This window comes from Chryseobacterium oleae (assembly GCF_900115055.1).
GTDB classification, from domain to species: domain Bacteria; phylum Bacteroidota; class Bacteroidia; order Flavobacteriales; family Weeksellaceae; genus Chryseobacterium; species Chryseobacterium oleae.
In genome coordinates this window covers 236,346-247,907 of record NZ_FOVD01000006.1, presented here as the reverse complement: position 1 = coordinate 247,907, position 11,562 = coordinate 236,346, and the positions used below count along the sequence as shown (strand labels likewise).

The following is an 11,562-nucleotide window of genomic DNA, read 5'->3' as shown; positions in this document are numbered from 1 at the left end:
TTTTTGTTGTTTTGTACTTTAAATCTTTAAAAACTAAGTGTTTAGTCTTGAGTGGTTGCTGTCATGTCTGAACTTCTGAGAACTTTCTTTAAACTGTCTGAAAACAGCACCAGCCCCGAAGACATCATGATAATATCTTTTAAAACCAATCTTCCGGCTCCCGACAGATAAGGAAACCCGAATTGTGGAGTAGGAAGGTCTCCACCAAGATTAGGAACATACACTTCAGGAGTTGTTACAAGAAATGATAGTGTCACAAAAGACATGATGAAAGTTAAAGCGGCACCCAAAGCTCCAATTTTGGGATACCATATGCCGAGTAGGACGAGAATAGCAATAATGATGATTATCGTCCCAAATCCATAAGAAAATGTATAAGTTCCGTTTTCTGTATGCCAGTCGATATTTTTCTTGACGGTTTTCCCTTCCGGATTTTTGTACAGTGTATATTCTGAGACCCGTTTTTGTTCTTCGTTAATTACTTTCTGTCCGGCATTTTTATAAAAGAAGCTCATAAAAGGACTGTTGGCTACGAAAGGAACAATTCCGTCAGCTTCATACTGAAAAGCTTTAAGTCCTCCGATCCAGGCCATAACGATGAATATGGAGATTCTTAAAAAATTAAGAAAATAAGAATCCAATCTAAGAAGGCGGGTGTACAGTGTATTTGTTTGCATCTGATTTACTTTTTCACAAAGGTATATCGCTGCAGGATGCATAAAAATAGAGATATCAGGACATTACATGGACATTTTAGCCACAATGGAAATGCCTACTTTTTCCCGGTACTTTTTGGGTGAGCAACCCACCGATTTTTTAAAATAGCGGCTGAAATAAAATTCATCACTAAATCCTAAGTCTGAAGCGATCTCTTTCACAGAGCGGTACGTCAAATGAAGAAGTCTTTTGGCTTCCAGTGTAATTCTTTCGTTGATGAGCTGGCTGGGGCTTTTATCAAATTCTTTCTTAACGGCTTTACTAAGGGTATTGTTGGTGATATTGAGTTTTGTGCTGTAGAATGAAAGCTCTTTTTCATCTTTAAAGTGAAGTTCCAGCAGTTTTTGAAATTCGGCTGCGTTTTTATTGGGAAGCCGTCCTGTGGATATTTGTTCCTCCAGACTACCGCTTTTCTGTTTGCTGCAGATCGCCAGGATCAGCTGTATGTATGTTTTAATGATAGATTCTGAGAAAAGATGTTTTTCAGAAAGCTCATGTTGAATATAATCAAAAATCCCTAGAATATATTCGTAGTTCTCTGACGCCAGCTTAATACTTGGATTAAGATAAATATTGTTAAACAGAAGTCCGTTGCAGGCTACTTCCTCTTTATGATACTCTATGCAGTAATAATCGCCGTGAAAAAGCAGAATAAAAATTGGCTCATCCGCTTCTGAAATCAGTTTTAATTTTTGATAAGGGGTCAGGAAAAGAACAGTACTGCCTTCATAAGAATAATTAATCTGATCAACCGAAAATACACCCGAACCCTTCAGTAAAACCACACAGTAATTCTCAGTATTAAAATCTGAAGGAAAACCTGATGCGGAATAGGATTGTATTTGCACTGACATGGAATAAATATAGGAAATATTTGGGAAGTTTTGAGTTATAAATTATGAGTTATGAATTATGTTATGAGGGTCTTGGCGTTGTAACATACGGGTTTTTGGGTTTTGTGAGATCTGATGTCTTGCGTCTGAGATCCGACATCTACCCAATATATTCACCATTCACTTGTGAAGCAAAATTGACCATTGACGTTTCTCAATCTCAGCCTAATATCTTAAATCTGACTCTTAATTTGTATTTTTTTTTCAATACGTCAAGTTCTGTCGCTTCCGGCTCTGATATTTGCTTCAGAAAAACACACAAATGAAAACGGACTTCAAAACAAGAGGTGGACATCTCCTGCCGGATACCACTTAAAAAAATAAGGCTCTTTTCAGAAGTCATTATTACAAAATGACATTTCATCTTATCAGTATTATAACCAAAAAAAATCACAAAAAATGAACAACATTGAAAACAATGCTGCTGAATTACCGGCAGAAAACACGCCGTCCCAGACGCTATTCAGATTTGTAAGCTTAAGAAGCCCGCAGCTGTCTGATGAAAATGAACAGAATAAAAGATTTATCCTTTTTCCTGAGGAATTAAAAGATGATGAAACTTTTTACAAGCCGGTGGTGAATAGCGCCCCAGGATCAAAACACAAAAAGCTGCTGGAATGCGCAGCGAACTTTGCGAACAACCCAAAATGTATTTCTTCGGCCCCTGGTAGCACCTATAATCTTGAAAGCTTTAAGAGTGCTTATGCAGGTGACCATAAATTAGGAATGTGGCTGGCGAGAAATAAAGACACCTGTACCTATGAAAAGTTTGCAGCTAAAAAAGAGGAGATCTATGGAGGAGGGTTTTCTTTTACTCCCGATCCTGATGTCCTTTGGAACAATCTGATCTATCAGGTCATTGCTCAAAAGGATTTTTATGTCAAAGAGATGGTGATGCAGATGCTATTGAGAAACCATGTTTTTGGTGCTACCAATGAAGAAGAATTACAAGTTTTACTAAATGCAAAAGTTGTACTTCCTAAAGAATTGATGCTGGATGAAAATAAAACTTCAGGATCTCAAATGCTTTCAAAAATGGCAGCTAATGAGTTTAAGGAAACTTCTCCTACCGAGGAAATGAAGAAACAGCAACTGATCTCCGAAGGAAAGATAAAGCTTGGCAGATATGAAAAACTGACAAAGAATTTCTCTCTTCTGGAAAAACAGTACAGAGATGAATATCAGAGAGAATATGAAACTCAGTATGAACAACATCTCGCAGAAATAGCACAGATTATTAATGACTACAATAAGGAAGTAGCAACCGTCAGAGAAAAATATTGTCCGACAAGAACTCCGGGTGTACCCTATGATCCGAAAGATCCGTGTCAACAAATTCCGAGGGTTCCCGATCCCGTATTACCTAAATTTAATTTTCAATTCCGTTCAGAAATTGAAGCAGAATACCTTACCCGTGCGTTGAAACCTGAAAATCTGGATACTTTACTGGATATTTTGGGCTACGATTTTCAACCGGTATCTACAGATAAGGAACGTGCAGCAGAAAGTGGTGCACCTGACCTCAATCAATTACTGGAAGGTAGAAGTACGTTTTCAGAAATCAACGCTCTGATTACAGAGTCCGGAGAAAACAACAACAAAATAATTGCCGAAAATACAGAAGCGAATACAGAAGTCTATACGAGTATCGGAGGTGTTATTGTTCCCATGGCAAAAGCTGCCGCTGTACCTTTTACTTTCCAGCTGTGTCCAAAAGGAATCTATAAATTGTTCGGACTTACCATGGCATTAAATGTTCCTGATGCTTCCTGGGATGTTTCAGACGTATATTATGAATTAGTTAGCGGTAGCCTGCCTACTCAAACAGCATCTAATTTTGTAAAATCCAGAAACGGGAATACGATTTTCTTGAATGATCTTTTGGGGCAGGGAGTAGAATTCGCCATGTTTGAGGGCGCTTCTTTTGATCTTAGAATATCTTTTACCAATGGCCGTGTTGCTCACTTTAAAACACCGGGAATTACAATAAGAGGCTGTATTTCTTCTCAATTTGAACTTATTGCTGAAGACACGGGAAATCCGGTTGTACCAATTGAAGAGGAACAGAATTTTATTCCTTCAGGGTTTGGCTTCAAACAGATCGGAATTGCGGATTATCTGAAAGTTGAGCAGAGTACTCATGCTTATATAGAGGGAGAAGTAGCTCACATTGAGAATATCATGGCGAGGGAATATCGTGAGAAATCTACCCGTAAATTAAGAAGAAGCGAAAATACCACAACTTCATCTTCAGATACGGAAAGGGAGCAGCTTTCAGATACTACGACAGCCAACCGCTTTGAAATGCAGTCGGAAGTTTCCAAAATTCTGCAAGAATCGAATGATCTTGCTGGATTTGTCAATGCAAATTATAAAGGACCAGGTGGATTATTTTCAATGAACGTAGGGGCAAACTATGCCAACCACCGTTCTAAAGACGAAAGTACGAGACAGGCTGTCACACAGGCTCAGGATATTACGGCAAGAGCAATGGACAGAATTGTAACAAAAGTTCATGAAGAGAGAATCGAAAAGATCATCGATGAATTCGAGGAAAACAATTCCCACGGATTTGATAACCGTAAAGGCGATAAAAATGTAGTTGGCGTGTACCGATGGGTAGATAAACTGCTGAAAAACCAAATCTACAACTATGGAAAACGAATGATGTTTGAATTCATGGTTCCGGAACCTGCAAAATTACATCTATTGGGGATGACTTCTCAGAAAACCCCTAATCAGATCGATCTGATTAAGCCTGAAGATCCAAGAACATCAACTGCGATGCCTATGGTCAATTATAATGCTCTTACAACAGATGCGGTCTTAAAATACTGGGTGTCGAAATATAATGTGGAAGTGCCAGAAAAACCAGTGGAAGCCTATAGCATTGGAAAATCTTTAGGAGGTCAGTTTACCGGTGAAAACAGTGCCATTCAGCACGGTGCTTTTAAAGATGAAATTCAGGTTCCGGACGGGTATGTAGCCGTAAGCTGTTTGGCTGGGTACAGTGCTGCCGGAGACAGCAGCCAGTCTGCGATGTGTATTATGGTAGGAGATCAGGATTTCTTTCATCATGGTTTTTGGTCACAGTTAAAATTTTATCCAAGAAAATCTTTTGCTAAGCCTTATTCTAAAGCAGTTCCTATTTCAGCTACTTTTTATGAGATTTTCTCAGGAACAGCAAATTGTGTAGTTGATCTTCAACTGACACAGGAAGCTAAAGACGCATGGTATCAAAAAGTATTCAAAGCCATTATGGATGCCTATGAAGATGCATTGGTAGAATACAATAATAAACTGACTGAAGAAAAAAATAAAGCAGTAGAGATCAAAGGAGCAAATCCTGCATTTTACCGTCAGATTGAAAATACCATTTTACGTAAAAACTGTATTTCTTATATGGCAGACAGAACTTCAGGATCTACTCATGGATATGGTCTGGAAGGATTGACCAGCGGATCTGCTTTCAGTAACTATGAAACGGTTTTAAACAGCAATCTGGATAAATACACCGCTTTTGTGAAATTCATGGAGCAGGCTTTTGAGTGGGAAAACCTTTCATACAACCTTTATCCATACTACTGGGGCAATAAGCAAAACTGGCTGAACCTTTATCAATCTGAGGATACGGATCCTTTATTCAGAGCCTTCATGCAAAGTGGAATGGCAAGAGTAGTAGCGACGGTACGTCCGGGATTTGAAGAAGCAGTACAGTTCTATCTGGCAACAGGAAAAATCTGGAATGGTGGTGAAGTTCCTGTTATTGGAGACGAGCTTTATCTGTCAATTGCTGATGAAATGAAAGAACCAAAAGGTCTGAAACAAGGAAAAGCATGGATCACAAGACTTCCTACTGCTCTGAATATTCTTCAGGCGGAAAGCATCGGACTGAAAGTAAGACATGCGTTGCCATTCAGTACAGAGAATCCGGAAGAGTTTGAAGTGCCTTCAGAAGTGATTACCGAGGCGAAATTCAATTTTGAACACAATACCAATCTTCTGGGTGTTCAGGAACCTGCAACGACTTCTGCGAAAGTGATTTCGGGAGACTGGAAATAAAACAATCAATCACATTAATTAAAACAACACAAATATGTCTACGATAGGAAAAATTATTAGGGTAAATGCATTGCCTCCGCAGGGAGAAAGAGAAACCAATGTCATTTACCAGGTAGCTGCACCCGGTGCAGCTACTTACACAGACTATGCTATTGATGAAAATGGCGATATGAAAACACCTGCTACAGATTCTTCCGCTCAGGATCTTAAAGACAGCCTCGTTAAAATTTCTGATCCTGATCTGGTGTCAGAAGGATTTTCGAACCAGGCTCAGTTCAATAAAAATATGAATGAGAATCTGGATCAGAAACTCAATACTCCATTAATTGACGGAAGCACGCAGAACGTTACAACTGTTGTAGGACTGAATGCTACTGGTAATACGGTAAAACTGCCTGCCGGGGATTTGGGAAAAAACGTTGCAAACTCCTCTCTGACTACCGTGTCCGGCGCAGGATTGACATTAGGAGCCAACTGGACGCTTAATACTTCTGGACTTTATTATTCCATTACCGGTTTAGCTGATGTATCAAGTGATGCAACTTTTAATATGTTACTGTCTCAGAATGCATCTGGCAGAATGGGAAAATCAAACGGAAAAGGAGCATTTATGAGTCTTCCGAACCAGTTGACTGAAACCGAGAAAACATCATGGAGGACCCTTATGAATGGCGGCTGGACTACCGCAACAATGAGCGTAGCAATTATTAACCCGGTTATCATTAAAAAGAAAAATAATATTAGCTACATTTCATTGAAAGGAGCTAATCTCAATCTCAATCCCACCAATTTTCAGGTTGACATTGTAGATCTTAACGGGAATGTTGTTTTAAATATTCCTTCCTCACAGGTGCAGCTCTATACCTCGGGACTGGATTTGGTATTTTGGGCTAATTTATTCTCACTGTCGCTTGGAACGTATAAAGTAAGACTAAGAAACGGAGTGGCAGAATATACAACGCCTGTAAACTTTCAGTTGGTTGATACTGTAACCACAATAGATCCTTCAACTTTAACTTGGAATACAAAGGTCTATAATGATGTAGTAACTTCAAAAATGTATGCCACCGGAAATACAGTGTATTACGGATTAGATGCAAACGTTAAACCAAATGCGGACGAATCTTCCTATTTGTTTAAAGCGAAAACACAAACTCCGATATTTCCTGCAAATTCTGATTTTTATTTTGAATTCGAGATTCCGATGTATTGGGTAAACGGTAATATCAATACCAATACTTTCGGGCTGTCGGCGGTACCTAATCATAATGATTTAAACAATGATTGTGTTGGTGGAGCAGATATTGGAATCAGGCTGGACTATATGAGATGGACGAATTATAATGGACCAGCATTAACACCTCTTGATTATAATCAAACGGCTGTGATGACCTTTATAAAGAGAGGAAATGTGCTCACACGTGTATTCCAGACGCGACACGCGGGAGGAACGGCTCCTGGAACTTATATAGATAATGTCACAATACCTAATGGAACAGCATTCTATATCGCTGCAATTTTTCAGAATTCAGCATATGCTTCCGCTGTTCCAAAGTATATCAGCATGAGAATTAAAGAGATATACACTTTTTAAAATTTAAAATTATGAACGAACATTTAATAATACCGGAAAACATTCAGGAAATACTTAATAACATAGCAAACATATCATTACATCTTGCAGAACTGCCGCTGGAGGCTCATCCAAAGCTTCCGCAATTCGAAAGAAGTATCCGTGTACTGGATATAGATGCCAAATCTAAACAGCAGTTTATCTGCTTCAGCTATGAACAAGTGTTAAAAGACCGTGAAACAGGAGAAGAGATCAACATTTCCCTTCCCGCCCCAGAGTGGGTAATTTATAAGGAAACATGGAGCTTTCTCCGTGATAATCAAAATAAACCGTTAGAACTGTCTCTGGTTGAACCTACAAATGACATGACCACGGATACGGTAAAAGTCCCAAGTTATCAGTATATGCTTTGGCTGCTGAAGAATAGTAAAGTAGGCTTTACGGAGCTTCTGGCTTCTTACCTGAATGAATTTGTGAAAACCCACAAAGTACAGCTGGATAAGCTTTCCTGAGAAATATGAATTGATGGCAGGGCGTAATGCTCTGCCTTTTTAAACACTTAAAAATCACAAAATGAGTTTAGAAATATTAAACAATCCTTTATCTGGAAGTTCTTTGAATTCCATTTTAAAGGATGACTCTGCGAGATTTCCCGGCTCTTCTTTTCCCGTTTTGGCCTCTCCTCCTGAATTAAAACAGCTCACGGCAAAACAGATTGCCAATACCTATTATAGTGGCAAACCTGTAATGGAGGGCAATGGCTTTCAGATTTATTCAGATGAACCGGTGTTCGGAGGAAATATCGAGGAAGTAGTTGTGTATAAAAGCAGGTTTAGTCAAATGATCGAAGGAATTGAGGTTGTTCTTTTTGCAAGTAAAAACGGAGCATTCCTTCTTCAGCGCTATATGGAAGCTTTGCCAAGCAGTAAACAGCTGATCCTTTTTCTGGAAATCAATGACAGGTATAATTACAATACAGTAATGCGCGTTGTGGCCGGAGCAGATCTTACAAAAAATAAAGACTTACCCTTCAATGATCTACTTACTTTTACAAGGAAGCATGAAGTTTCCGTTTCTCCAAAAGCACTTGAAGACCTGATTAAAAACGGCATATATAGAAATAAAGTGGGTTTTGTCAGCTGGCTTTTGGGTTTAAAAGATGCCAGTGTAGAGCAGATCTTCAGTTTTTTTAAACAGGAAATCCTGGAGGGAGCTGCCCATTTTTTTATTGAGGGTATCGCAGATAACATCGCTAAGTTAAGAATTTCAGAAAACGGCTGGAATCCGGATGCTAAAGAAGGGGAATACAATCATGCATTGATCCCTGATGTACTTTATGAAGAGCTTAAAAAATTCTATGAACATACAGCTCCCGGCAATCCATATGAAAATCTGGAAGGGCAGAAGAAAATAAATTCCCGGATCATTAAATCCTTATTTGAAAGGATCAACGGAGTTAAAGCAGATTTTAACAATCTCTTGAGCAATGGGGAAAACTTCTTTCCTGCTTTTATCTTTAAGAAAATAAAACAGTCTTTGGATTTATTTTTCAAGCAGATCGATAAGATAGAAGAGTTTCTTATTGATCCGCTTACGGGAATGCAACATATCATTTACAGAAGTCACCAGATAACGAATGCTTTCCTTTGTGGAATTTATAACAGTCTCATTGATATTATTGCCGGAATTTTTTCAATTATAGGTTTTATCTTCAAAGCTGTGGCTGCCATGGATAAAGTGAATGATCGCAAAGTTGAATATGGTGAAATGTTTCTTGAACTGATGGAAGATTTCACGGAAGGAATCATGAAATTTGATTATGTAGACTTTTTTAAGCAGTGCATTACATTTCAGATAAGAACTATTATCCGCCTTGTAATGTGGGTTGATGAAAAAGTACCTCAGTTTACTTTGGAGAAAGCGGCTTATTATTACGGCTATATCATTGGGATCATTATAGACATTATCGTAGAAACACTTCTTACCGGTGGAGCAGCAGCTGTGGCGAAGTTGGCTAAAACAGTGGAAAGCTTTATCTTAAACCCATTGGAAAAGATTTCCAAAGCGATTACACAGGCTGGAAATTTTCTGACAAGGATGATGGAATTTATCAGCATGCTCCTTCGCGAATTTAAAAAAGGAACAAAAGAAATTTTCTCTAAATTAGGGAAAGTTTTAGATGAAATTTTTGGTTTTGGAGATGAAGTGGCTGATCATGCTTTGACGCCTTCGGAGAGAAGGGTAAAGGAGAAGCAGAAGAAAATACAAAAGAAGATTGAACAAAGAAAAACGCTTTATAAAAAAGTTGATAAAAAATATAAAGAATTTATTGATAAATGGGAAAATGTATCCTTAATAAAACTTTCTAAACTTGAAATTATTGATGGCTTAAAAGGATTTACTAAGCATGGAGATGAAGTGGCAGAACTTATAAAAAATAATAAAATGCAGTATGAATTTTTGGATGATGTTGATTTTGAAGATTTATTGAGAGACTATGATTATACAGGTGAACTAACTGATGAAATTATTATGTCAACAAGAGCTGCGACCCTAGATAATAAAACTTTTTATAGAGCTTCTACTTCTATTGAAGAGTTTTTAACTGAAGTGATACATGAAGGATCTCATGTTGTTGATAACTTACTTAAAGAACAACTTCTATCAGAGGGTAAAACTTTAAAAGAAATTGAAAAGATAATTGGAAATAATTGGGATCAGGAAATTAGAGCTTATTCGCACGAACAAGCTTGGCATACAAAAGTAGGCAGAGACCCTGAATATAAATCCTTAAATGATATAAAGAAACATGTTAAAACAGTATATACTAAATACTAAAATGATTATTATGAATAACTTTGATATAATAAATGAACTTATTAGCTATCACGTTAAAAAAGTTCCAGGTAATTTTTTAGCCATTTCATTTGATATTCTTGGAAAAGACAAACTCACAACTCTTATAAAAAACTTATTGCTCTGGCAAAAAATGGTTTATACTTCCCCAACAATGGCCAATAAAAGTAGGACGACTAATAAAGATTTTTATTTAGTAGAAGATGATATAATTATTGGTGAATATAAATTACTTTTTGAAGCTTGCTCCGAACTAAATAACTTTTTCATCATAAAAATAGATAGAATTGTATTAAATCCTGAACTATCTAAAAAAGAGATTGAAAAGTTAAGAATGATAATAGATGAAGGATATCAATTGTCAATTAAGGTAAATGTAGGTAAGTTGAAATTATAGGAAAAAAAACCAAATTGTCTGTAAGTTAAATTTAGACCGCTTCTTACGAGGCGGTTTTCTTTTTTAAATTAAATTAGGAAAAGTTTTAGATGAGGTTTTTGGTTTTGGAGATGAAGTGGCGGATTATGCTTTTAATCCGAAGAGTAAAGATTGCTTTTTAATAAGAAATCATAAACCCTAGTCTTAAATACCCCAAAACCAGCGTGCAACCCACGCTGGTTTTTTATTTTAAAAAATAAATCATGAAATTTTATTCACAGTAAACCAATGTGTTACGATAATGATTCATTCTTTTTTCAAAACCTCATGCAAGATTTTCCCAAAAAGGGATTTTATAGATGAGTACTCAATACAATTAATGTTTAATGTTAAAAAAATAATGAAATGAAGAATTTAATAGTACTTAAGGTGATTACCGCCGTTTTGATCATATCCATCATCTTCTCCCTGTTCTCATGCATGAATGAGGACAGGATAGAAGTGCCACCTGTAAAGCTGGAACATGTCAACGGAGATTATAAAGGAAGACTGATTACCGTGCAGGGAGAGATCAGAGGAGAAAAAGTCGTGGATTTTAAAATAAAGAAAGATACCCTTACATTTCCGGAATTTCCAATTAAAGAAATAGTGAAAGCGGTCGTTAAAGACCCGATAAAAACAGAAGCGGCTATAACTGCCATGGGGAAAGTAAAGTACAAGTTGAATTATACTTCTGTAGTAAATGCTGAGAAAAATTGGGTAGAACTCACTTTTGTTCCAAAGGAGCTTGAACTTCAGATACCGGTAGACGGTGTCAGTAAAAAGACAATCGTTACGCTTGTCACGAAGCAGAAGGGATATTTTGCAGGATTAGACCATACCCTGAGATTTGTTTTGGCAGCGGAAAAGATTACCGTAAACGGAACAGTACTAAGTCCTTTCGATGCGATTTATTACAATTTTCCTTACTGTATAAAGATTTAATTAATAGACAGATCATATGAAAAATAGATTGTGTTTTGCCGGATGCAGTCTATTTTTGCTTAAAATTTTTAACCGGCCGCTAAACCGGACCTCACCCATAC

Annotated in this window: 8 protein-coding genes; 6 read left to right on the top strand and 2 right to left on the bottom strand. The window is 37.3% G+C overall.

The features are described from left to right. Positions 1-41: 41 nt before the first annotated feature. The gene (locus BM143_RS18245) at positions 42-677 is read right to left on the bottom strand and encodes a DUF417 family protein (protein WP_090026149.1); all 636 of its coding nucleotides are present in this window, start codon (positions 675-677) and stop codon (positions 42-44) included. Between the two features lie 63 nt (positions 678-740). Further along, positions 741-1,571 carry an AraC family transcriptional regulator gene (locus tag BM143_RS18240; protein ID WP_090026147.1) on the bottom strand — a complete coding sequence of 277 codons (831 nt, stop codon included), beginning with the start codon at positions 1,569-1,571 and terminating at the stop codon, positions 741-743. Positions 1,572-2,009: 438 nt separating this feature from the next. On the opposite strand from BM143_RS18240, the gene BM143_RS24190 reads away from it, so the two are divergent. From BM143_RS24190 to BM143_RS18205, 6 genes are all read left to right on the top strand, one after another. Then, positions 2,010-5,672 (top strand): hypothetical protein, encoded by a 3,663-nt coding sequence (locus BM143_RS24190; RefSeq protein ID WP_228430884.1) that lies wholly within the window; start codon positions 2,010-2,012, stop codon positions 5,670-5,672. Between the two features lie 34 nt (positions 5,673-5,706). Then, on the top strand, positions 5,707-7,266 hold the full coding sequence (locus BM143_RS18225; RefSeq protein WP_090026143.1) for a hypothetical protein: 1,560 nt from the start codon (positions 5,707-5,709) through the stop codon (positions 7,264-7,266). 11 nt (positions 7,267-7,277) lie between these two features. Then, the gene (locus tag BM143_RS18220; RefSeq protein ID WP_090026141.1) at positions 7,278-7,757 is read left to right on the top strand and encodes a hypothetical protein; all 480 of its coding nucleotides are present in this window, start codon (positions 7,278-7,280) and stop codon (positions 7,755-7,757) included. Positions 7,758-7,818: 61 nt separating this feature from the next. Beyond that, positions 7,819-10,083 (top strand): hypothetical protein, encoded by a 2,265-nt coding sequence (locus BM143_RS18215; RefSeq protein WP_090026140.1) that lies wholly within the window; start codon positions 7,819-7,821, stop codon positions 10,081-10,083. 10 nt (positions 10,084-10,093) lie between these two features. Further along, positions 10,094-10,498 carry a hypothetical protein gene (locus BM143_RS18210; RefSeq protein WP_139222070.1) on the top strand — a complete coding sequence of 135 codons (405 nt, stop codon included), beginning with the start codon at positions 10,094-10,096 and terminating at the stop codon, positions 10,496-10,498. 384 nt (positions 10,499-10,882) lie between these two features. Beyond that, positions 10,883-11,461 carry a DUF4840 domain-containing protein gene (locus BM143_RS18205; RefSeq protein ID WP_090026135.1) on the top strand — a complete coding sequence of 193 codons (579 nt, stop codon included), beginning with the start codon at positions 10,883-10,885 and terminating at the stop codon, positions 11,459-11,461. Positions 11,462-11,562: the final 101 nt, after the last annotated feature.

Coding starts and splice junctions, on each gene's coding strand:
- BM143_RS18245 (WP_090026149.1), bottom strand. CDS start 677: ATGCAAACAAATACACTGTACACCCGCCTTCTTAGATTGGATTCTTAT.
- BM143_RS18240 (WP_090026147.1), bottom strand. CDS start 1,571: ATGTCAGTGCAAATACAATCCTATTCCGCATCAGGTTTTCCTTCAGAT.
- BM143_RS24190 (WP_228430884.1), top strand. CDS start 2,010: ATGAACAACATTGAAAACAATGCTGCTGAATTACCGGCAGAAAACACG.
- BM143_RS18225 (WP_090026143.1), top strand. CDS start 5,707: ATGTCTACGATAGGAAAAATTATTAGGGTAAATGCATTGCCTCCGCAG.
- BM143_RS18220 (WP_090026141.1), top strand. CDS start 7,278: ATGAACGAACATTTAATAATACCGGAAAACATTCAGGAAATACTTAAT.
- BM143_RS18215 (WP_090026140.1), top strand. CDS start 7,819: ATGAGTTTAGAAATATTAAACAATCCTTTATCTGGAAGTTCTTTGAAT.
- BM143_RS18210 (WP_139222070.1), top strand. CDS start 10,094: ATGAATAACTTTGATATAATAAATGAACTTATTAGCTATCACGTTAAA.
- BM143_RS18205 (WP_090026135.1), top strand. CDS start 10,883: ATGAAGAATTTAATAGTACTTAAGGTGATTACCGCCGTTTTGATCATA.